Source organism: Rhizobium sp. NFACC06-2, assembly GCF_900101425.1.
Taxonomy (GTDB): Bacteria; Pseudomonadota; Alphaproteobacteria; order Rhizobiales; family Rhizobiaceae; genus Agrobacterium; species Agrobacterium leguminum.
In genome coordinates this window covers 237,481-259,231 of record NZ_FMVA01000008.1, presented here as the reverse complement: position 1 = coordinate 259,231, position 21,751 = coordinate 237,481, and the positions used below count along the sequence as shown (strand labels likewise).

Annotated in this window: 21 protein-coding genes; 11 read left to right on the top strand and 10 right to left on the bottom strand. The window is 59.5% G+C overall.

Going from position 1 to position 21,751, the window contains the following annotated elements; all coding sequences use genetic code 11:
* Positions 1 to 146: 146 nt before the first annotated feature.
* Both hpf and ptsN read left to right on the top strand, forming a co-directional pair.
* Positions 147 to 719 (top strand): ribosome hibernation-promoting factor, HPF/YfiA family, encoded by a 573-nt coding sequence (gene hpf / locus F3H58_RS15995; protein WP_059759321.1) that lies wholly within the window; start codon positions 147 to 149, stop codon positions 717 to 719.
* Positions 720 to 801: 82 nt separating this feature from the next.
* Positions 802 to 1,263, top strand: a complete 462-nt coding sequence (ptsN, locus tag F3H58_RS15990; RefSeq protein WP_003503792.1) for a PTS IIA-like nitrogen regulatory protein PtsN — start codon at positions 802 to 804, stop codon at positions 1,261 to 1,263.
* A gap of 80 nt (positions 1,264 to 1,343) precedes the next feature.
* On the opposite strand, the gene grpE is transcribed toward ptsN, so the two are convergent.
* Entirely contained in the window at positions 1,344 to 1,979 is a 636-nt protein-coding gene (gene grpE / locus F3H58_RS15985) for a nucleotide exchange factor GrpE (RefSeq protein ID WP_149742861.1), read from the bottom strand.
* Positions 1,980 to 2,091: 112 nt separating this feature from the next.
* Positions 2,092 to 3,183: a heat-inducible transcriptional repressor HrcA gene (gene hrcA, locus F3H58_RS15980; protein WP_020811203.1), complete on the bottom strand. Its 1,092-nt coding sequence runs from the start codon at positions 3,181 to 3,183 to the stop codon at positions 2,092 to 2,094.
* A gap of 135 nt (positions 3,184 to 3,318) precedes the next feature.
* Between hrcA and rph the strand changes: the two genes are divergently transcribed.
* From rph to hemW, 3 genes are read left to right on the top strand one after another with little or no spacing between them, the layout of a single operon-like run.
* Entirely contained in the window at positions 3,319 to 4,035 is a 717-nt protein-coding gene (rph, locus tag F3H58_RS15975) for a ribonuclease PH (RefSeq protein WP_003503798.1), read from the top strand.
* Positions 4,036 to 4,052: 17 nt separating this feature from the next.
* Complete coding sequence (gene rdgB / locus F3H58_RS15970; RefSeq protein WP_065654586.1) at positions 4,053 to 4,697, top strand: RdgB/HAM1 family non-canonical purine NTP pyrophosphatase; 645 nt, start codon at positions 4,053 to 4,055, stop codon at positions 4,695 to 4,697.
* Between the two features lie 5 nt (positions 4,698 to 4,702).
* Positions 4,703 to 5,902, top strand: a complete 1,200-nt coding sequence (gene hemW / locus F3H58_RS15965) for a radical SAM family heme chaperone HemW (RefSeq protein WP_065654859.1) — start codon at positions 4,703 to 4,705, stop codon at positions 5,900 to 5,902.
* 232 nt (positions 5,903 to 6,134) lie between these two features.
* On the opposite strand, the gene dnaA is transcribed toward hemW, so the two are convergent.
* From dnaA to mutM, 4 genes are all read right to left on the bottom strand, one after another.
* Positions 6,135 to 7,595, bottom strand: coding sequence for a chromosomal replication initiator protein DnaA (gene dnaA, locus F3H58_RS15960; protein ID WP_286169619.1), 1,461 nt, complete (start codon positions 7,593 to 7,595; stop codon positions 6,135 to 6,137).
* An 868-nt stretch (positions 7,596 to 8,463) separates the two neighbouring features.
* Positions 8,464 to 8,730, bottom strand: a complete 267-nt coding sequence (gene rpsT, locus F3H58_RS15955) for a 30S ribosomal protein S20 (protein WP_149742859.1) — start codon at positions 8,728 to 8,730, stop codon at positions 8,464 to 8,466.
* 195 nt (positions 8,731 to 8,925) lie between these two features.
* Positions 8,926 to 9,699 (bottom strand): enoyl-CoA hydratase, encoded by a 774-nt coding sequence (locus tag F3H58_RS15950; protein WP_065654587.1) that lies wholly within the window; start codon positions 9,697 to 9,699, stop codon positions 8,926 to 8,928.
* Positions 9,700 to 9,730: 31 nt separating this feature from the next.
* Positions 9,731 to 10,627 (bottom strand): bifunctional DNA-formamidopyrimidine glycosylase/DNA-(apurinic or apyrimidinic site) lyase, encoded by an 897-nt coding sequence (mutM, locus tag F3H58_RS15945; RefSeq protein ID WP_149742858.1) that lies wholly within the window; start codon positions 10,625 to 10,627, stop codon positions 9,731 to 9,733.
* A gap of 143 nt (positions 10,628 to 10,770) precedes the next feature.
* On the opposite strand from mutM, the gene ubiE reads away from it, so the two are divergent.
* The 3 genes from ubiE to olsE all read left to right on the top strand — a co-directional run bounded on the left by ubiE (position 10,771) and on the right by olsE (position 14,238).
* Entirely contained in the window at positions 10,771 to 11,547 is a 777-nt protein-coding gene (gene ubiE, locus F3H58_RS15940; protein WP_137452455.1) for a bifunctional demethylmenaquinone methyltransferase/2-methoxy-6-polyprenyl-1,4-benzoquinol methylase UbiE, read from the top strand.
* 36 nt (positions 11,548 to 11,583) lie between these two features.
* Positions 11,584 to 13,158 (top strand): 2-polyprenylphenol 6-hydroxylase, encoded by a 1,575-nt coding sequence (gene ubiB, locus F3H58_RS15935; RefSeq protein WP_065654589.1) that lies wholly within the window; start codon positions 11,584 to 11,586, stop codon positions 13,156 to 13,158.
* Between the two features lie 165 nt (positions 13,159 to 13,323).
* On the top strand, positions 13,324 to 14,238 hold the full coding sequence (gene olsE, locus F3H58_RS15930; protein ID WP_149742857.1) for an ornithine lipid hydroxylase OlsE: 915 nt from the start codon (positions 13,324 to 13,326) through the stop codon (positions 14,236 to 14,238).
* Between the two features lie 7 nt (positions 14,239 to 14,245).
* On the opposite strand, the gene F3H58_RS15925 is transcribed toward olsE, so the two are convergent.
* From F3H58_RS15925 to F3H58_RS15915, 3 genes are all read right to left on the bottom strand, one after another.
* Positions 14,246 to 14,620 carry an MmcQ/YjbR family DNA-binding protein gene (locus tag F3H58_RS15925; protein WP_149742856.1) on the bottom strand — a complete coding sequence of 125 codons (375 nt, stop codon included), beginning with the start codon at positions 14,618 to 14,620 and terminating at the stop codon, positions 14,246 to 14,248.
* Complete coding sequence (coaBC, locus tag F3H58_RS15920; protein ID WP_149742855.1) at positions 14,617 to 15,822, bottom strand: bifunctional phosphopantothenoylcysteine decarboxylase/phosphopantothenate--cysteine ligase CoaBC; 1,206 nt, start codon at positions 15,820 to 15,822, stop codon at positions 14,617 to 14,619. The genes F3H58_RS15925 and coaBC overlap by 4 nt, the downstream gene beginning before the upstream one ends.
* A gap of 69 nt (positions 15,823 to 15,891) precedes the next feature.
* Entirely contained in the window at positions 15,892 to 17,475 is a 1,584-nt protein-coding gene (locus F3H58_RS15915; protein WP_149742854.1) for a peptide chain release factor 3, read from the bottom strand.
* Positions 17,476 to 17,565: 90 nt separating this feature from the next.
* On the opposite strand from F3H58_RS15915, the gene dut reads away from it, so the two are divergent.
* The 3 genes from dut (at position 17,566) to cysK (ending at position 19,851) form a co-directional block, all read left to right on the top strand.
* The gene (gene dut, locus F3H58_RS15910) at positions 17,566 to 18,036 is read left to right on the top strand and encodes a dUTP diphosphatase (protein ID WP_149742853.1); all 471 of its coding nucleotides are present in this window, start codon (positions 17,566 to 17,568) and stop codon (positions 18,034 to 18,036) included.
* An 87-nt stretch (positions 18,037 to 18,123) separates the two neighbouring features.
* A complete protein-coding gene (locus F3H58_RS15905; RefSeq protein ID WP_003520102.1) occupies positions 18,124 to 18,741 on the top strand; it encodes a LysE family translocator in 618 nt (205 codons plus the stop codon).
* A gap of 141 nt (positions 18,742 to 18,882) precedes the next feature.
* On the top strand, positions 18,883 to 19,851 hold the full coding sequence (gene cysK / locus F3H58_RS15900; RefSeq protein ID WP_149742852.1) for a cysteine synthase A: 969 nt from the start codon (positions 18,883 to 18,885) through the stop codon (positions 19,849 to 19,851).
* A 217-nt stretch (positions 19,852 to 20,068) separates the two neighbouring features.
* Here the strand turns inward: cysK and F3H58_RS15895 are convergent, their stop codons facing one another.
* Entirely contained in the window at positions 20,069 to 21,601 is a 1,533-nt protein-coding gene (locus F3H58_RS15895) for a YifB family Mg chelatase-like AAA ATPase (protein ID WP_149742851.1), read from the bottom strand.
* Positions 21,602 to 21,751 lie beyond the last annotated feature (150 nt).

Sequence of the window (21,751 nt, the reverse complement as noted above, 5' to 3'; positions counted from 1 at the left end):
GCAAGGTCATTTGTAACGGATTCATCTCCACCGTCCATGGGCGTAAAATTCGAATGAGGGCTTTTTAAGGTCTTCGAAACGCTTGGATGCGCGCGCGGCTTGACGTAAGCTGGTACTCGCAAATCACTACAAAAAGGAAAATTTCCATGAGTGTGCGTGTATCTGGTAAACATATGGAGATCGGTGAATCTTTCCGTCAGCGGATCGAGGACAATATAGGTCTGGCGGTTACCAAATACTTCGATGGGGGGTATTCAGGCCAGGTGACCGTGGAGAAGTCCGGATCGCGTTTCGCCGCGGACTGCAAGCTGCATCTCGATACCGGCATTGTGTTGCATGCGGCGGGTCAGGCAAATGATCCGCAGGCGAGCTTCGATGCCGCCGCAGAGCGGATCGAGAAGCGCCTGCGCCGCTACAAGCGCAAGCTTAAGGACCACCACAATGGTGCGAATGGCGTGTCGCAGGAAATCGCCTATACGGTGATGGATGCTATTCCCGATGAGGACCACGAGGTTCCTGAAGATTACGCACCCACCATCGTAGCGGAGAGTTCGAAACAGATTAAGACAATGTCCGTCGCCAGCGCCGTGATGGCGCTCGACATGACGGACGAACCGGTTCTGCTGTTCCGCAGCCCGGGCAAGGAATATCTCAACATCGTTTACCGGCGTCATGACGGCAACATTGGCTGGATCGACGCGGAAACGATCAAGAGCTGAACAGTCTGACAAGACGTGGGAGGCAGAGCGTGAAAGTGCATCTGCCTCCTGCATCGTCTCGATGGCATGAAGGAAAAAGAGAATGGCGTTGGCAGATTTGCTGCAACAAGATGCGATTATTCCCGCCCTCAAGGTGAATTCCAAAAAGCAGTTGCTTCAGGAGCTGGCCGCAAAGGCAGCCAGAATTACCGGAGTCTCGGAACGGGAAGTTTTCGACGTCATCCTCCAGCGTGAGAAACTCGGCTCCACCGGTGTGGGCCACGGCATCGCCATTCCGCATGGCAAGCTCAACAGCATCCATCAGATCACCGGCGTCTTCGCACGCCTTGAAACACCGGTCGATTTCGAAGCTCTGGACGACCAGCCCGTCGATCTGGTTTTCCTGCTGCTCGCGCCCGAGGGCGCCGGTGCGGATCACCTGAAGGCGTTGTCCAGAATTGCACGCGCCCTGCGCGACCCTGAACTGGTCGCCAAGCTGCGCGCCACCGATTCCGACACGGCAATCTACGCTTTCCTCAATCAGGAGCAGGCGACGGCGGCCTGATCGCGGGCTAATTCCCTCAGTTTAACGGCAAAAAAAACGCGCCCTGAAGGCGCGTTTTTTATGACGTAAGGATAGATGCCTTACGCGTCTTTTTCATTGAGAGACGAGGTGCCCGGCTCGGCCGATGTGGCAACTTCCGCCTTCGGGCCGCCCTTGGCGACACCGACCATGGCAGGACGCAGCACGCGGTCGCCAATGGTGAAACCGGCCTGAACCACCTGGAGCACGGTATTGTTGGGAACCGTCGTGTTCGGGATTTCGAACATGGCCTGATGAAAATTCGGGTCGAACTTCTGGCCCTCGGCATCGATCTTCTTGACACCGTGGCGTTCCAGCGTCGACAGCATCGAACGTTCCGTCATCTCGACCCCTTCGATCAGGCCATTGAGACCGGCTTCGCCATTGGTCTTGAGTTCATCGGGAATGGCTTCAAGCGCGCGGCGAAGATTATCCGAAACGGCAAGCATGTCGCGTGCAAAGGCAGCCAGCGAATAGGCCTTGGCGTCCTTGACATCACGCTCGGTGCGGCGGCGAAGATTGTCCATCTCGGCGGCAAGGCGCAGGAATTTATCGCGCAGATCGGCGTTCTCAGCCTTTAGTAACTCCACCGGATCGGGCTCTGCCGTTTCGGCCTGTTCTTCACCTGCCTGAGCAAGATCGACAAACTCTTCCGCGACGTCCGCGTCAGGTCCGGGCTTTTTTGTATCGTCGGTCATGACGTTCTCCAGATTTGAATATGTTGGTTGCGCCCGATATCGAGCTTTGACGGGCAAAAATCAAGGCTTGCGGCGAAAAGCTTGCCGCATTCCCTGACCTTGCGGGTCTGTCCTATCTCTGCTTGCGGGAAAGACGGGCCATGATTTGCGCCGTGTAGTCCACCATCGGCACAATACGGGCGTAATTCAGCCGGGTCGGGCCAATAACGCCGACCGCACCCACGACACGATTGTCCTCATCGCGATAGGGCGCGACGATCAGCGACGAACCGGACAGCGAAAACAGTTTGTTTTCCGAGCCGATGAAAATCCTGACCCCCGAGCCGCTTTCCGCGAGATTGAGGATTTCGATGAGATTTTCCTTGCGTTCCAGATCGTCGAACAGCAGGCGCACCCGATCGATATCTTCCTCACCGGCGAGACCTTCAAGCAGGTTGGAGCGACCGCGAACGATGAGACGGCCGAGCTTGCCTTCCTCATTGTCTCCCGCCCATACCGCCAGACCGCGCTCCACGAGATCCTGCGCCAATATGCCGAGTTCCGATTGCAGTTCCGCCCGCTGCGTCTGAAACTGACCACGCAACTCATGCAGCGTCTGACCGGAGAGATGGGCATTGATGAAATTCGCCGCTTCGGTCAATTGCGATGAGGAAATGCCGGCCGGCAATTCGATGATGCGGTTTTCGACCTGATTGTGGTCGCCCACCAGCACGGCGAGCGCCTTGGTGGGTTCCAGCCTTATGAATTCGACATGCTTCAGGATGACATCGTTCTTCGCCGTCAATACGAGGCCCGCGCCGCGCGACATGCCGGACAGCATGCGGCTCGCCTCCGTCAACAGCCCTTCCAGCGACTGTTCGTGGCCGGCGACCGGCCCGATCTGGCGATCGATAGTCGCCCTTTCCTCGGCGGGCAGATCACCCACCTGCATGAAGGCGTCAACAAAGAAGCGCAGCCCCGTCTGGGTCGGCAGGCGACCGGCGCTGATATGCGGCGAATAGATGAGGCCGAGCTCTTCGAGATCGCTCATGACATTGCGGACAGAGGCTGGTGAAAGCGACATCGGCAACAACCGCGACAGGCTGCGCGATCCGAGCGGCTCGCCCGTATCGAGATAACCTTCGACGATGCGCCGGAAAATTTCCCGAGACCGTTCATCCAGCAGCGATGCCTGATCTTTTGATAGCGGTGCGGAAAAACCCATTTCGTCCGTTCTTTGTCGTTTAAACCAGCTCGCATCAATATAATGCGTTGCAACGCCGCGGCAAAATGGAAATTGGCTTTGCAAAAGCCCGGACCTCGCCTTAGAAGGCAGGGACCAACATGGAGAGTGGATCATATGCGGCCTTCAGGCAGAAAAACCGACCAGATGCGCAAGGTTTCCTTCGAGCGCAATTTTTCGAAACATGCCGAAGGTTCCTGTCTCGTGAAATTCGGCGACACGCATGTGCTCGTCACCGCAAGCCTTGAAGAAAAGACGCCGCCATGGCTGCGCAACAGCGGCAAGGGCTGGGTCACCGCCGAATATGGCATGCTGCCGCGCTCCACCCATGAGCGCATGAAGCGCGAGGCCGCTTCCGGCAAGCAGGGCGGTCGCACGCAGGAGATCCAACGCCTCATCGGCCGCTCGCTGCGCGCCGTCGTCGATCTGCAGGCGCTGGGTGAGCGCCAGATCAGCATCGACTGCGACGTCATCCAGGCCGATGGCGGCACCCGCACTGCCTCCATCACCGGCGCATGGATTGCGCTCCACGATTGCCTGAAGTGGATGGAAACCCGCAATATGATCAAGGTCGAGAAGGTTCTGAAGGACCATATCGCCGCGATCTCCTGCGGCATCTTCGCCAACCAGCCGGTGATCGATCTCGATTACCTCGAGGATTCCTCCGCCGAGACCGACGCTAATTTCGTCATCACCGGTTCCGGCGGCATCGTTGAGGTTCAGGGCACGGCGGAAGGCGCGCCGTTCTCCGAGGAAGAATTCCTCACGTTGCTCGGCCTCGCCAAGGCCGGTTGCAGCGAACTGGTTGCCCTTCAGAAACAGGCGATAGCCTGAGCCGACAGGAAAGCACCATGCGCAAGCTCGATACCAGAACGATCGTCGTCGCCAGCCACAACAAGGGCAAGATCGCCGAAATCGCCGATCTGATCGGGCCTTTCGGATTCTCCGCCAAATCGGCGGCGGAACTGAACTTCGAAGAGCCGGATGAGACGGGCACCACCTTCGAGGAAAACGCCGCCATCAAGGCGCTTGCCTCCGCGAAGGCATCGGGTCTTCCGGCTTTGTCCGACGATTCCGGTCTGGTCATCGATGCGCTGGATGGTGCGCCAGGTGTCTATACCGCCAATTGGGCGGAAACGGCCGATGGGACCCGCGATTTCGCCATGGCAATGCAGAAGGTCGAGGATGCGCTGGCCGAGCGTGGTGCATCGAAGCCGGAAGATCGCACCGGTCGCTTCGTCAGCGTGCTGTGTCTCGCCTGGCCGGACGGGCATGTCGAATATTTCCGCGGCGAGGTGGAAGGCACGGTGGTGTGGCCGCCGCGCGGAACGAGCGGTTTCGGTTACGATCCGGTCTTCAAACCGGAAGGATACGACACCACATTCGGCGAGATGAGCGCGGATGAAAAACACGGCTGGAAACATGGTGACGCCTTCGCGCTTTCCCACCGTGCCCGGGCGTTTAAAAAATTCGTAGAAACCTGCCTGGAGGCATGAACCCGATGGTCGGGGAGCATCAACTTTCTGCCCCCGGCGCATCGCTTCTGCCGGATACGGGCGATCCCGGTTTCGGGATCTATCTGCATTGGCCCTTCTGTGCGGCCAAATGTCCCTATTGCGATTTCAACAGCCATGTCCGCCACCGGCCGGTGGATCAGGAACGGTTTACGGCGGCCTTTCTCCGCGAAATGGAGCATATGCGGACGCTGAGCGGTCCGCGCGTCGTGACCAGCATTTTTATGGGCGGCGGCACGCCGTCGCTAATGGATCCGCAGACGGTAGGCGCACTTCTCGATGGCGTCTCGCGCTTCTGGCATGTGCCGGACGGTATCGAGATCACCATGGAAGCCAATCCTTCCAGCGTCGAGGCGGAGCGTTTTCGCGGTTACCGCGCGGCGGGCGTCAATCGCGTCTCGCTCGGCGTACAGGCGCTGAACGACCGGGACCTGAAGTTCCTTGGCCGCCTGCATGATGTTGCCGATGCCTTGAAAGCCATCCGGCTGGCGCGGGAGATTTTTCCGCGCATGTCCTTCGATCTCATCTATGCCCGCCCGAACCAGACGGTGGCCGAATGGGACGCAGAGCTGAAAGAGGCTGTCTCCTACGCTGTCGACCATCTGTCGCTCTATCAGCTGACCATAGAGGAAGGCACGCCCTTCTACGGGCTGCACAAGGCTGGCAAGCTCATCGTACCGGATGGCGAACATTCGGCCGTTCTTTATGAAGCGACGCAGGAAATCACCGAACGTTACGGCATGCCGGCCTATGAGGTCTCCAACCATGCCCGGCCCGGCGCCGAAAGCCGCCATAACCTCACCTACTGGCGGTATGGCGATTATGCCGGCATCGGCCCCGGCGCGCATGGACGCCTGACGAGAGGCGCTTCCAAGCTCGCAACCGCCACCGAGCGCCACCCGGAAAACTGGCTCGAAACCGTCGAGCGGGAAGGCCACGGCATGGTCGATCAGGAGCTGCTCGGCGTCGATGAGCAGGCCGATGAATTGCTGCTGATGGGACTTCGCCTGCGCGAAGGCATCGATCTCGCCCGCTGGAGCGACCTTTCCGGCCGCGATCTCGATCCGGAAAAAGAAGAGTTTCTTTTGCAGCACGGTTTCGTGGAAAGGCTCGGCAATTCCCGCCTGCGCTGCACACCATCAGGCATGCTTATTCTGGATGCCGTGGTGGCCGATCTGGCCTGCTGATCGGCGGCGCCGATCCGCCCCGAAAAGCCAATAAAAAAGCGGCACAGTGGCCGCTGAGGGTAACAACAAAGTCCGAAAACCTTTCCTCGCGTCATGCTCGGGCTTGTCCCGAGCATCTGCAACCGATCGACTTTCCGAAACGTGGTTAGATCCTCGGGACGAGCCCGAGGATGACGTCGCGTGTTGGGGAATTGTTGCCAACAGACTGAAGCGGCCCGAAGGCCGCTTCTTTTTATGCGTTGTTTTCGTTGATCAGGCGTTTCAACAGCTCAACCTCATGGCCGAGCTTGGTGTCGCCGGAAATCAGTTCCTCGATCTTGCGCACAGCATGCAGAACCGTGGTGTGATCGCGACCGCCGAAACGGCGACCGATCTCGGGGAAAGAACGCGGCGTCAGCATCTTTGCCAGATACATGGCGATCTGGCGCGGCTTGACGATGACGCGGGTGCGGCGGTTGGACACCAGCTCCTGTCGCGACACATTATAGTGCTTGGCGACGATGCGCTGAATATCCTCGATGCGTACACGCTTGGCCTCACCGGTCCCGACGAGATGCGACAGCAGCTCATCGACACGATCAACCGAAAGGTTCGGCTCGAAGGAGCGACGGAACATCAACTGGTTGAAGGCGCCTTCCAGTTCGCGTCCGCTTGCCGTCACGCTCTTGGCCACATGAGTCAGGATTTCATCCGAAATCTCGAAGGACGGATCGTCCTGACGTGCCGAGCCGAGGCGGCGGTTGAGCATTTCATAGCGCATGTCATAATCGGGACCTTCGATCTCGATAGCCATGCCGCCCTGAAGACGGGAGCGGACACGCGGATCGAGCGATTCCAGCTCCCACGGCGCACGGTCAGCCGCAACCACGACCTGCTTGGCGCTGTCGAGCAGCATGTTGAGCAGATGGCAGAATTCGTGCTGGATCATCTTGCCCTGCAGGAACTGCATGTCGTCGATGACGAGCAGGTCGATATTGCGCAGCGTATCCTTCAGCGTCAGCGCGTCATTATCGCGGATCGCGGTTGCGAAACGCCACATGAAATATTCGGCCGTCAGATAGACCACGCGCGGATTGCGCGGGCTGTCTATGGCGGCATTGGCGATTGCCTGCAGAAGATGCGTCTTGCCGAGGCCGACACCCGCATGGATGAACAGCGGGTTGAAGCGCACGGCGCCAGCACCGGCTTCGGCGATCGTCTTTGCCGCCGCAAGAGCGACGCGGTTGGACGAGCCTTCGACAAAGGTATCGAAGGTGAAACGTGTGTCGAGCGGCGAACCGAACAACGGCCCGGAACCGCCCTGACGCAGGGTCGCGTGCGAAGCCGCAGGCTGTGCGGCAGGCGTCGCGGGCTGCGACGGAATGAAGGACTTGTTACGCTGAACCGCGCCGACTTCCGGAACGGGCTGCACCCTTTCCTCGGTCTGTGCCGGACGGACCGGGCGGCTGGCCGAGCGGACCAGAATCTCCACCTTCAGCACATCCGGATCCTCGCTCTGGACGAGGTTCGTGATCAGATCCATGTAACGGTTGTTGATCCAGGACTTCAAAAAGGTCGTCGGAACGGTAAAACGGACGACGCTTTTCGAAACGGAATGGAGTTTGAGCCGTGCAAACCAGCTTGCATAGACCTCCGGACCAACCTGTGCCTTGAGCCGCGCGCTAAAACGTTCAAACAGCGCATCGTGCGTCATTGCCGATTTGTCCCCTGCCGCATCTGAGCAAGCTGCATCACGCGTCTTCGGTGCGCGGTCCCCATCAGCCACCGCACCCATCGCCAAATTCAATTGCATATTGCCGCCTTTCAAATTGCCAATCATAGCCTGACGATCAAAGATCGATCGCCAGAGATCCCCCTCGTATATTTTTGCCTCCAGCGTTCCCCTCGAAAGAACGTCAAAGGCGACTACTCGTTTGCGAGCCGGTTATCCCATTTCCCTCCCCCTCATGGAGAGGCCTGCGACACGCTAAAACGCTCCTTTCGTTACAACCTTAAGGCGCATTCTTGAGGACAAAAGCTCCCGCCCGTTCCGGAGACCGAAACGGCACAAAAAGCTCCATGACCTGAAAAAACGGACCCCGAAAGACCCGCCAGCAAGAAGGTGAATATCGTCGATACGATCATCGAGATAATCTGTGGACTGAGATCCGCACCCCTTGTTGAAATGCATTTAGGCAGGATCGCGGGGAGAGATCAATGGCGTTTTTTCTGCAAAAACTCAGATCGGCCATTGACTCGCAAAGGCCGTTTTGCATCACCGACAGGGTGCGAAGCAGAATCGCTTATGAATCAATGAGATTCAATTTTGGCAATTTTTGAGAGCTGATTTTGGCAAAAAAATAAAAATCTTCTTGACTCAAAACTGGCCGCGACTTCCGTAGAGAAAGCCCCCGAGTTTTCCAGAGACCTCCAGCAAGCTATTGTTTTTATTGCAAATTTCCTGTCGTCCATCTGACATGCGTTTGTCACGTTACGGCAGCAATGGTTAACGGGCAGTTAGAATCACAAAAAGCCCGGTCAAAAGACCAGGCTTTTTGAATAATTATTTGTGATTAGCCGGATTAGGCGGAAAGAGCCTTAACGCGCTGTGCGAGACGCGACACCTTGCGGGATGCAGTGTTGCCGTGCAGAACGCCCCGGGTGGCGGCGCGCTGGATCTCGGGCTGAGCTGCCCTCAGAGCTTCGGTAGCGACTGCGAGATCACCGGAAGCGATGGCTTCCTCGACCTTGCGGATGAAGCCGCGAACGCGCGAACGGCGAGCCTTGTTGACTGCGGTACGGCGAGCGATCTTGCGGGTCGCCTTTTTCGCCGAAGTTGTATTGGCCATGTATGCCTCTCTTCGAATTCAAACCAAATTCCGCAACCATAGGATCGGGTCGTTCGAAGACCTCACGTAACCCAAGAATGCGGGAGTAATTTCGGACAAGCCGGATGGCTTTCCTTAACCGTGGGCGGGCATATACCGCTAAAGCTTACGCCCGTCAACGCGCAAAACGCTTAAAAGCGCCGATATTCCGAATCCTTAGCGATTCCGGAAAGCGGGTTTGCGCTTTTCCACGAAGGCGGCCATGCCCTCCTTCTGATCCGCTGTCGCAAAGAGCGACTGGAAGGATCGTCTTTCATATCTCAGTCCTTCCGCAAGCGGCACCTCGAAGGAGCGATTGACGCTTTCCTTGGCCATGAGAACGGAAGCACGCGACAGGGAAGCGATGCGGGTTGCCGCCTCCACCGCCTCGTCCATGAGATTTGCAGCCGGCACGACACGCGACACGAGACCGGCCCGCTCAGCTTCCGCCGCATCCATCATGCGCCCGGTCAGAACCAGGTCCATCGCCTTCGCCTTGCCGACCGCCCGTGTCAGCCGCTGCGAGCCGCCCATGCCCGGAATGACCCCGAGGGTGATTTCCGGCTGGCCGAATTTTGCCGTGTCCGAAGCGATGATGAAATCGCACATCATCGCCAGTTCGCAGCCGCCACCCAGCGCAAAGCCGGATACGGCGGCGATGACCGGCTTGCGGGTGGCCGCAACCTCGTCCCAGCCGCCGAGAAAATCGCCGACATAGGCATCGACGAAATCCAGCCCCTGCATTTCCTTGATATCGGCGCCTGCCGCAAATGCCTTTTCCGAACCGGTGATAATGATCGCACCGATGGAATCATCGGCGGAAAACGAAGACAGAATGTGCCGCAGCTCTTTCAGAAGCACCGAATTGAGAGCATTGAGCGCCTTGGGGCGGTTGAGGGTGATGACACCCACCTCATCGCGTTTCTCGACCAGTATCGTTTCATAGTCCACGGCAATCTCCCCTTCCGGCACTCCGGCTCCGTTACTTCTGGCAGGCGGCGCAATAAAAGGTCGAACGACCGGCCTGCACCACCCTTTCAACCGTACCCCGGCAGCCGGGCGTCCGGCAAGGCTGGCCTTCCTGATCGTAGACCGAAAAGGAATGCTGGAAATAACCGAGCGTTCCGTCCGTCTGTATATGGTCTCGCAATGAGGAGCCGCCAGCGGCGATCGCATCCGCGATCACGTCGCGGATTTTCTCCGTCAGATCGACGAGCTGCGTTTTGGGCTTGCCACCTTTCGTCACCAGCGTTCCCGCCGCCCGCAAAGGCGAAAGATGCGCGCGCCACAGCGCCTCGCAGACATAGATATTGCCGAGACCGGCAATGACCTTCTGGTCCAGCAATGTGCTTTTCAGGGGCTGGCTTTTGCCTTCAAACCGGCTCGCCAGATAATCCGCGCTCAGCGCATTGCCTGTCGGCTCCGGGCCGAGCTCGGCAAAAGCGGGGTAAAGGTCGAGCTTGTTGCGTTCCACCAGATGCATGAAGCCGAAGCGGCGCGGATCATTATAGATGACGCAGACGCGCTCTTCCCCTTTATCCAGATGAAAGACGACATGGTCATGCTTGCCGTCTTTGGACCGGGCATGGTGAAACACGCCGGGAGCATCGCCGGCCTCACCCGCCTCCGCCTCGATGCGGAACGAGCCGGACATACCGAGGTGGGAAACGATGGTCAGCCCATCCTCCAGTTCGATCAGAAGATATTTCGCCCTGCGCCCGAGCGACAGGATCGTCTTGCCTTCGATAAGTGCTGCGAAATCCTGCGGGAATGGAAAACGCAAATCGGGGCGGCCGAGATGGAGCCTGCGGACCCTTGCGCCTTCCATGGCGGGCGCAAGGCCGCGTCTGACGGTTTCGACTTCTGGCAGTTCTGGCATCTGGCTTATCCGACAGTTTATCGTTAGGACCATGTGGTCTATACAGTGCACGCGAAATGTCGCGCCCAGGCGATGCGGCAACAGATAGCGTTGCCATGGCGTTTCCGCTATGGTCCGCCACGCAATAAATATGGAGACAGACGATGACCGACGCCCGTACCACTGCCCAAGGCGGCATGGAAACGTCCTATGGCTTCCACAAGGTGGACGAAGGCAAAAAGCAGGGGCTGGTCAACGAAGTCTTCCACAAGGTGGCCAAACGCTACGACATCATGAACGATGTGATGTCGGCAGGCCTGCACCGGCTGTGGAAAGACGCGATGGTCTCTTCGCTTTCGCCGCGCAAGGACGCGTCCTACAAGGTTCTGGATGTTGCCGGCGGCACCGGCGATATCGCCTTCCGCATCATCGAAGCCTCCAACCGTCTGGCGCATGCCACCGTTCTCGACATCAACGGCTCGATGCTGGCCGTCGGCGAAGAACGCGCGGCAAAAAAGAAGCTTTCCGACAATCTGACCTTCGTGGAAGCCAATGCCGAGGAACTGCCTTTCGAGGCAAACAGTTTCGACGCCTATACGATCGCGTTCGGCATCCGCAACGTACCGCGCATCGACGTCGCGCTGAAGGAGGCGCATCGTGTGCTGAAGCGCGGCGGGCGGCTGCTGGTGCTGGAATTTTCCGAGGTCGAAATGCCGTTGCTTGACCGCGTTTACGACGCCTGGTCGTTTAACGCCATCCCGCAATTTGGCAAGATGATCACGGGTGACGCCGAGCCCTATCAATATCTGGTCGAATCGATCCGCAAATTCCCCAATCAGGAGGATTTCGCGACGATGATCCGCACCGCCGGCTTCTCCCGCGTCAGCTATACCAATTACACCGGCGGCATCGCCGCCCTGCATTCCGGCTGGAAGCTTTAAGACCATGGCCGGCAGACGCAGGAGACAAGCATAAGCATGAGTACTTTGGGCGCATATTTCCGCCTCGCAAGGGTTGGCTGGGTTCTCGTGCGCGAAGGCGTCGTGCTGGCCCTACCTTCCGATGACCTGCCTGCTCCCGCCCAATTGTTGAAAGCGCTGCTGAAACCGTTCGCCCGCAGCAAGGCGAAAAGGGCGCAGCGCAGCGACCGTCTGGCGGTGGCTGTCGAGCGGCTTGGTCCTTCCTACGTGAAGATGGGCCAGTTTCTCGCCACCCGGCCGGATGTGGTGGGCGCCGACTTCGCCGACGATCTCGCGAGCCTTCAGGACCGCATGGCCTTTTTCCCGGCGGCTGCGGCGAAGGCGAATATCGAAGGTTCGCTCGGCCGTTCGGTATCCGATCTCTACAGGGAATTCGGCGATCCTATTGCCGCCGCCTCCATTGCCCAGGTTCATCCGGCAATTGTGGATACGCCGAAAGGGCCGCGCAAGGTGGCCGTCAAGGTCATCCGCCCCGGCGTGCGCCAGCGTTTCCAGAACGATCTCGAGGCGATGTATCTGATCGCCGATCTGCAGCAGCGTTTCGTCCGCTCCGCGCGTCGCCTGCGCCCCGTCGAGGTGACACGCACGCTGGAGCAGACCACCAAGATCGAGATGGATCTGCGGCTCGAGGCCGCCGCCCTTTCCGAACTTGCGGAAAACACCAGGGACGATCCCGGATTCCGGGTTCCCGAGGTCGACTGGGAACGCACCGGGCGCGATGTCGTCACCATGGAGTGGATCGACGGCGTCAAGATGTCGGATATCGAAGGGTTGAAGGCCGCCGGCCACGACCTGAACAAACTCGCCGACACGCTGATCCAGTCCTTCCTGCGGCACACGCTGCGCGATGGCTTCTTCCATGCCGACATGCATCCCGGCAATCTCTTCGTCGATGCTGAGGGCGAGATCGTCGCCGTCGACATGGGCATTGCCGGACGTCTCGGTAAAAAGGAACGCCGCTTCCTTGCCGAGATCCTCTACGGCTTCATTACCCGCGATTACATGCGGGTGGCGGAAGTGCACTTCGAAGCCGGTTACGTGCCGGGCCATCACGATATAGCAAGCTTCGCCCAGGCGATCCGCGCCATTGGCGAACCGATCCACGGCCAGCCGGCCGAAACGATCTCCATGGGCAAGCTTTTGACGCTGCTATTCGAAGTGACCGAGCTTTTCGACATGGAAACGCGGCCGGAACTGGTGATGCTGCAAAAGACCATGGTGGTGGTGGAAGGCGTATCGCGCATGCTCAATCCGCGCTTCAACATGTGGAAGGCGGCAGACCCGGTCGTCGGCGGCTGGATCAGGGACAATCTCGGCCCGAAACGCATCGTCACCGACCTGAAGGACGGCGTGAAAGCGGCTCTCAAGCTCGCCGAGGCAGCGCCGGAAATCGCCGCCAAGACGGAGAAGCTGCATTCCGAGTTGATGTATATGAGCGAGAACGGTCTGCGTTTCGACGCGCAGACGGCGGAAGCCATCGGCAAGGCGGAAGCGCGCCACACCAAATGGGGACGGGCGGCACTCTGGGTCATAGCGCTGACGCTTCTTTACATCGCAATCAGGATAAGCTGAGCACCTCGGCACCGGTGAGTGCCATGTTTGTGTAATGCATTGGAGCGATAAGGGCCTGATCTCCAATCGAGACAGGTGATCGATGCGGGGTAAGGGCTGCTTTGATGCCTGCGCGGAATTGCGCCGGCGGTATAGACGGACGATGCCGGACGGGATTTGATTTTGATGGCAAAAGCGCAAGTACTGAAAGAGGCCCTTTCCTATTCTTCGTGGCCGCTGGTGTTCGTCGGCGGCCTCGTGGGGTCCTATTTCGCTTTCACGAGCAGCCATCCCATCGCGGCCTTTTTGACCGTCTACGCGGGCGCGGTTTTAAGCCTGTTTCTTCTCGAACGTTATATTCCCTACGAAATCCAATGGCTTGAGGGTGACGGCGAAACCGTGAACAGTATCGGCCATACGCTTTTGACGAAAGGGCTGGTCCAGCTCGCAGCCGCCGCAGCGGCAATCTTCCCGATGGTGACCGCCAATGTGCTGCAGCCTCTCGCCGCCATGCGGTTCGACCTCTGGCCGTCTCATCTGCCGATGATCGTCCAGGTCGCCCTTGCGGTGACGATTGCCGAATTCGGCCTCTACTGGTCTCACCGTATCGCGCATGAAACCGTATTCTTCTGGCGTTTCCATGCGCTGCATCACAGCGTCGTGCGGCTCTGGGTCGTCAATACGGGACGGTTCCATGTGGCCGATTCCCTGTTCAAGATCGCGCTCAGCCAGATACCGCTTTATTTCATGGGCGCACCGCTTCAGATTTTCTGGTGGCTGGGTGCCGTGACCGCCTTCATCGGTATTTTGACCCATTGCAACGTCGATATGAAAACAGGGCTGCTCGATTACGTCTTCAGCACGCCGCGCCTGCACCGCTGGCACCATTCGAAACAGCTTCCGGAAGGCAACACCAATTACGGCGAAAATCTCGTCATCTTCGATCTGATCTTCGGCTCCTATCATAACCCCGATCGGCCCTCTTCCACCGATATCGGCATCAAGGGTGAGATCGCGAAAGGATTTCTGCCGCAACTCCTGCAGCCCTTCACCAAGGAAGGCGTGCGCCAGATCATCGGCAAGGACAAGAAAATCAACTGACGGAGAGTTACAGGCGAGGTCCGGTATCGATCACGATGCCCAGCTCGCCCCGCAGTTTTTTGGTCAGACCGGCGGCGACGAGTTCGTAGGAACGACGCACATAATGCTCCAGCTCTTCCTGTTCGAGCGGGGAGTGATCGCCAATCGACACCCATTTGCGTTTGGCGAAATAGGGCGCCTGCCCTATGCCTTCCAGCGAGGTCAATATTTCGAAGCTCTCTTCCGAGCATTTCACGACCAGCCGCCAGTCCTCCCGCTCGCCAAGCACGGCAAAGACCTTGTCGCCCACCTTGGCGACATGGGAATCCCATTGGTCGACGAAACGCACGCCCGGCCATTTGCCGAGCACCCTGTCGAAAGTCTTGCGATCGAACAGGCTCATGCGAGTTTCTCCGCGATCAGGACCGCCAGACGTTTTGCAACGTCGGCCTTGTCGAGATCCGGCCAGACGTCGATGCCATCTGCGGAAATAATCTTCACGCTGTTGCGATCCCCGCCCATGATGCCGGTTTCCGCCGAAACATCATTCGCGACGATATAATCCGCCCCTTTGCGCTCCAGCTTCGCCCGGCCATTCTTCTCGACATCCTGCGTTTCGGCAGCGAAGCCCACCACAATCTTCGGGCGCTTTTCATGATGGCCGACGGTTTTGAGAATATCGGGATTTTCCGTCAGTTGCAGCGCCGGCGGCGCATCGCCCGGCTGCTTCTTGATCTTCTGCTCCGACGAGCCCGTCACCCGCCAGTCGGCGACGGCGGCGACCATGACGGCGATATCCGCCGGCAGTCTCGATATCACCGCATCGCGCATCTCCTCGGCGCGCTCGACATGGATCGTCGTGACCCCGGCAGGATCGGCGATGGTGACCGGGCCGGAAACAAGCGTGACCTCTGCCCCCAACTCAGCCAGAGCCGCCGCAATGGCATGGCCCTGCTTGCCGGAGGAGCGGTTGGCGATGTAGCGCACCGGGTCAATCGGTTCATGCGTGGGGCCGGAGGTCACGATGGCCGTTCTGCCCTTCAGGGGCTTTGGCCCCTCATCCAGCAGTGCGGCAACGGCTTCGACGATCTGCAACGGCTCGGCCATGCGGCCAAAACCCGCCTCGCCCTTCTCCGCCATCTCACCGGCCATGGGTCCGATGAAAAACACGCCGTCTTTTTTCAGCGTTTCGACATTACGCAGCGTGGGCTTTGCCGCCCACATTTTCGGGTTCATCGCCGGTGCCACCAGCACCTTTCGATCCGTCGCGAGAAGAATGGTGGAGGCAAGATCGTCTGCAAGACCATGCGCCATCTTCGCCATCAGATCGGCGGTGGCGGGCGCCACAAGCACGAGGTCGCAGTCACGCGCCAGCCTGATATGGCCGACATCCTGTTCATCCTGCCGGGAAAAGAGCTCGGTGAAGACGTGCGTGGCGGATAGCGCGCCGACAGCAAGCGGCGTGACGAATTCCTGGGCGCCCTTCGTCATGACCGGCGTCACCTTCGCGCCGCGCTCTTTCAGGCGGCGAAGGAGATCAAGGCTCTTATAGGCCGCGATGCCACCGGAGATGATGAGGAGAATATGTTTGCCTGAAAGCGTCATGATGCCGGACCAGTTTCCCGTTTGAGGGGAAACTAAGCCCTTGGCATACAAAGTGCAATCCGGCCGATATCACGCCGCCTTGGCGACGTGATATTCCTTGATCGCAACCATCTTGATCGCCGGAAAACGCTCGGACTCATAGCGGAGCGAGAAGGCGTCCTGCGCCAGAAACACCGGATCGCCATCCAGATCGCGGGCGATATCGCCACGCTTGACGTTGAGGAACTTGTCCATTTCCGCCGGCTGATCGGAAGAAATCCAGCGGCAGACGGAAAAGCGTGACATTTCGAACGAGACCGGCAGGCCATATTCGCCCATCAGACGCTCCTTCAGGACATCGAGCTGCAGCGCACCGACAACACCGACGATGGCCGGCGAGCCGTCTTCCGGCGAAAAGAGCTGCACGACGCCTTCTTCCGCCATCTGCTGCAGGGCTTCCTTCAGCTTCTTGGCCTTCATGGCGTCTTCCAGACGCACTCGGCGCAGGATTTCCGGCGAGAAGTTCGGCACGCCCTGGAAAACCAGGTTTTCACCCTCGGTCAGCGTATCGCCGATGCGCAGCGTACCGTGGTTCGGGATGCCGACCACGTCACCCGCGAAGGCCGTATCGGCAAGCTGGCGCTGCGAGGCGAAAAAGAACTGCGGCGCAGTGAGGCCCATCCGTTTGCCGGTGCGAGCAAGCCGCGCCTTCATGCCGCGCTCCAGCTTGCCGGAGCAGATGCGGGCGAAAGCGATGCGGTCGCGATGGTTCGGGTCCATATTGGCCTGAATCTTGAAGACGAAAGCCGTCATTTTTTCTTCGGCCGCATGTACGGTGCGGGTGTCCGCCACCTGATCGCGCGGCGGCGGCGCGAAATCGCCAAGCGCATTGATGAGATCACGCACACCGAAATTGCGCAGCGCCGAACCGAAGAACACCGGTGTCATATGACCTTCGAGAAATGCCTGACGATCGAAAGGACGGCAGGCTTCCAGCGCCAGTTCCGTTTCTTCCACGAAAAGATGGCGCTCATTTTCCGGCAGGCGATCGGCAACCGCCTGCGGACCGTTGACCGGCATGGCTTCCACCTGCGTATCGACGCCACGGAAGGTGCTGTCGGCGAGATTATAGGCGCCACAGAAGGTCTTTGCCCGACCGACCGGCCAGGTGATCGGCGCGGTATCGAGCGCGAGCTTCTCTTCCACCTCATCCAGAATCTCGAAGGGGTCGCGGCTTTCGCGGTCCATCTTGTTGATGAAGGTGATGATCGGAATATCGCGCATGCGGCAGACTTCGAAGAGTTTTAGCGTGCGCGGCTCGATACCCTTGGCGGCGTCGATGACCATGATCGCCGCATCCACCGCCGTCAGGGTGCGGTAGGTGTCGTCGGCGAAGTCTTCGTGGCCGGGCGTATCGAGAATGTTGAAGACGCGATCGTTATATTCGAAGGTCATGACCGAAGTGACGACCGAAATGCCGCGCTCGCGCTCGATCTTCATCCAGTCCGAACGGGTCTGGATGCGGTCCTTCTTCGCCTTCACCTCACCGGCAAGCTGGATCGCTCCGCCGAACAGCAGCAGTTTTTCGGTAAGCGTGGTCTTACCCGCGTCCGGGTGCGCAATAATAGCAAAGGTGCGGCGGCGGGAGACCGCCTCGGCAAGTGTTTCGGCCATCTGACAAATCCTGTGGAATTGCGGGCTATCTAGCGTTTCAGGCCCACATTTGCAATTGACCTTGCCGCGATCTCGGCAAACTAATGCCGCATGACCCTTCAAAATGACAATCGCCCCCCTCTCCGGCTCGTCCGCCTCGCCAATGGCGCTGACCTCGAATTGCCGTCCTACGAAACCCGTGGCGCCGCCGGCATGGACCTGCGCGCGGCCGTACCTGCCGATGAACCGCTGACCCTGCAACCGGGCGAACGCGCCCTGGTCCCCACCGGTTTCATCTTCGAAGTTCCGCAGGGATACGAGGCGCAAATCCGCCCCCGCTCCGGCCTCGCCATCAAGAACGGCATCACCTGCCTCAACTCTCCCGGTACGGTGGACAGCGATTATCGTGGCGAGGTGAAAGTCATCCTCGCCAATCTGGGTCAGGAGATTTTTATCATCGAGCGCGGCATGCGCATTGCGCAGATGGTGATCGCGCCGGTGACCCAGGTTGTTGTGAGCGAGGTGACGGAAACCTCGCAGACGGCGCGCGGTACCGGCGGTTTCGGCTCCACCGGCGTTTAGCGACGTCGCTGGTACAGACGCGCGGACTGATTGTCTTTATCCGGTAATTTCGCTATGGATTTGGCGGATTTTTCGGGAAATACGATCATGACGCTGACGACCCTTTTCGCCTATGCCACCGCCCTCTTCATCGCCGCTGCCATTCCCGGCCCCGGCATGACGGCGATCGTGGCGCGGGCGCTGGGTTCGGGCTTTCGCGAAACCTTCTTCATGGGCCTCGGGCTGGTGCTGGGCGACATGATTTACCTGACCGCTGTGATCCTGGGCCTGGCCTTCGTCGCGCAGACCTTTCAGGAAGCCTTCATGGTGCTGAAATTCGCGGGCGCGGCCTATCTCCTTTATATTGCCTGGAAGCTTTGGACCGCCGGCTTGCTGCCACAGGAGCTGAAGGCCAAGAAAAGCACCAGCATGCCCATGTCCTTCCTGTCCGGCCTGCTGATCACCCTCGGCAACCCGAAAACCATGCTGTTTTATGTGGCGCTGGTGCCAACGCTGATCGATATCCGCATGATCGGCCCTTCGGAATATGCGACCCTTCTCGCCATCACCTTCGTCGTGCTGATGGCGGTTCTCCTGCCTTACATCCTGCTTGCGGCCAAGGCGCGTAACCTCCTGAAAAGGCCGAGCGCCTTGACGATCCTCAACCGCACGGCGGCGGGTATTCTGGCCGGAACCGCGACCATGATCGCGATCCGCAGCACGTAAAACAAATTCGTGCATTTATGCGATTTATCGTGAAATTATTCCTGCAATTTAGGGATATTAGGACGAACGTTCGCTAGCTTGCGAAAGCTATTGCTCCTATTCTGCCGCTCAAATCTTGCGGTCTTTACACAGGAGAGCATCATGCCCGAAGCCAGAAAGCCCGGACGCGGACGCGTCTATTCCTCGATTACGGAAACAATCGGCGACACACCGATCGTGCGGCTCGACAAGCTGGCGAAGGAGAAGGGCGTGAAGGCCAACCTTCTCGCCAAACTCGAATTTTTCAATCCCATCGCTTCCGTGAAGGACCGCATCGGCGTCGCCATGATCGAAGCTCTGGAAGCCCAAGGCAAGATCATCCCCGGCAAAACCACGCTGGTGGAGCCGACCTCCGGCAACACGGGCATCGCGCTTGCCTTCGCCGCCGCTGCGAAGGGCTACAAGCTGATCCTGACCATGCCTGAAACCATGTCGGTTGAACGCCGGAAAATGCTGGCCCTGCTCGGCGCCGAACTGGTGTTGACCGAAGGCCCCAAGGGCATGAAGGGCGCCATCGCCAAGGCGCAGGAACTGGCCGAGACCCTGCCTGACGCCATCATTCCGCAGCAGTTCGAAAACCCCGCCAATCCCGATATTCACCGTAAGACGACGGCTGAAGAAATCTGGAACGACACCGAAGGCACGGTCGATATTCTCGTCTCGGGCATCGGCACCGGCGGCACCATCACCGGCACGGGTCAGGTGCTGAAGTCGCGCAAGCCCGAGGTGAAGGTCATTGCCGTCGAACCTGCCGACAGCCCGGTTCTTTCCGGCGGCAACCCCGGCCCGCACAAGATTCAGGGCATCGGCGCCGGTTTTGCACCCGCCATCCTCGATACCGGCATTTATGACGAGATCGTCACCGTGACCAATGACGAGGCTTTCGAAACCGCACGTCTGGCGGCAAGGCTGGAAGGCGTGCCGGTCGGCATCTCCTCGGGTGCGGCGCTGGCGGCGGCCATCAAGGTTGGCGCGCGGGAAGAAAATGCCGGCAAGAACATCGTCGTCATCATTCCTTCCTTTGCGGAACGCTACCTTTCGACAGCGCTTTTCGAAGGCCTCGGACTTTAAGCCAGGCTTTCAAGCGCGGTAGGATCGCGCGCCAGAGTAGCGAATATTCTTATGTGCCGCCGGCTTCCGCTGGCGGCACAGTGTTTTTTCAGGGAAGGCACAACAGGCGACCTTCTGGAGCATATCCGGTTTAAACGGAATCGTTAGATGTGCCCTAATTACTTGTTTTTACACACTTCCCCACCAAAAACCGCTTCGTGCCTTTACTGGAAATGCTTTATGCCGCCGTCGTCAGCCTCTCGCCAGCGATACGATAGGACACGGCTTCCGCCACATGGATGCGGCCGACCGTCTGTTTGCCATCCAGATCGGCCAGGGTGCGGGCAACCTTGAGAATGCGATGATAACCGCGCGCGGAGAACTTCAGCCGCTCGGCCGCATCGCGCAGCAATTGCAGCCCGGACGCATCCGGCTCGGCATATTTTTCTATCAGGGTCGTCGTGCAGCGGGCATTGGTGCGAATGGCGGCAAATCCCGCCGACGCGTAACGTTCCTGCTGCGCAAGACGTGCCCGGGCGACGCGGGCGGCCACCGCCGCACTCGGCTCCGACGCGACGGGGCGGATGAGATCGGCGGCAGAGACGGCGGGAACGTCGATGCGGATATCGATACGATCCAGCAGCGGGCCGGAAATGCGGGCCTGATAATCCGTCACGCAACGCGGGCCTCGGGCGCAGGTGAAACCCGGCTCTCCCGCCATGCCGCAACGGCAGGGATTCATCGCCGCAACGAGCTGGATTTCCGCCGGATAGCTGACGCGGTGATTGGCCCGCGCAATGATGCATTCGCCCGTTTCCAGCGGCTGGCGCAATGCATCCAGCACCTGCGGCGAAAATTCCGGGAACTCATCCAGAAAAAGAACGCCGTGATGGGCGAGCGAAGCCTCACCCGGCTTGGCGCGAAGCCCTCCGCCGATCAACGCCGCCATGGTGGCGGAATGATGCGGGGTGCGGAACGGCCTGCGGTCCGAAAGCTTGCCGCCGGATAATTGGCCGGCGATGGAATGGACCATCGAAACTTCCAGCAATTCCGCCGCTTCCAGCGGCGGCAGGATGGAAGGCAGGCGGGCTGCGAGCATGGATTTGCCGGAGCCGGGTGGACCGACCATGAGCAGGTTGTGGCCGCCGGCGGCCGCCACCTCCAGCGCGCGCCGGGCGCTCTCCTGTCCTTTGATATCCGCTAAATCCGGCAGATTGACCGGGTTGGCGCGGATGGCGGGCGTTGGGCGCGAGAGAAGCTGCGTGCCGCGAAAATGGTTGGCCAGTGCAATCAGGCTGCGCGGGGCGAGAATATCGATACCTGCGCCGGCCCAGGCCGCTTCCGGCCCGCTTTCAGCGGGGCAGATCAGCCCCTTGCCAAGCGCATTGGCACCGATCGCCGCCGGCAGGGCGCCCGAAACCATACCGATGGTGCCATCGAGATTGAGTTCGCCGAGAACCACATAACGTGCCAGCATTTCTGCCGGTATCGCGCCCAAAGCCGCCATGAGGCCAAGGGCAATGGGAAGATCGAAATGCGATCCTTCCTTGGGCAGATCGGCAGGCGCGAGATTGACGGTGACCTTTTTTGCCGGCAGCGCCAGACCCGAGGCATGCAGGGCGGCCTGCACCCGCTCGCGGCTTTCGGCCACCGCCTTGTCGGGCAGGCCGACAATCTGGATGCCCACCTTTCCCGGCGCGACCATGACCTGCACCTCGACGGGCACGCCCTCTATGCCCTGAAATGCAACCGTATTGACCCTTGCCACCATGGCCTGCCCCCGCAAACCGGCCGCGCTGGTCAGAGCTTCATGCCCTATCGCGCGGCCACCCGCAAGCAACGTGCCACAGGGCGAAGAATAAAACAAGAACATCCAGCGAACAATTTCTCGCTGACGATGTATTTTAGTTGTGTCTAGTTG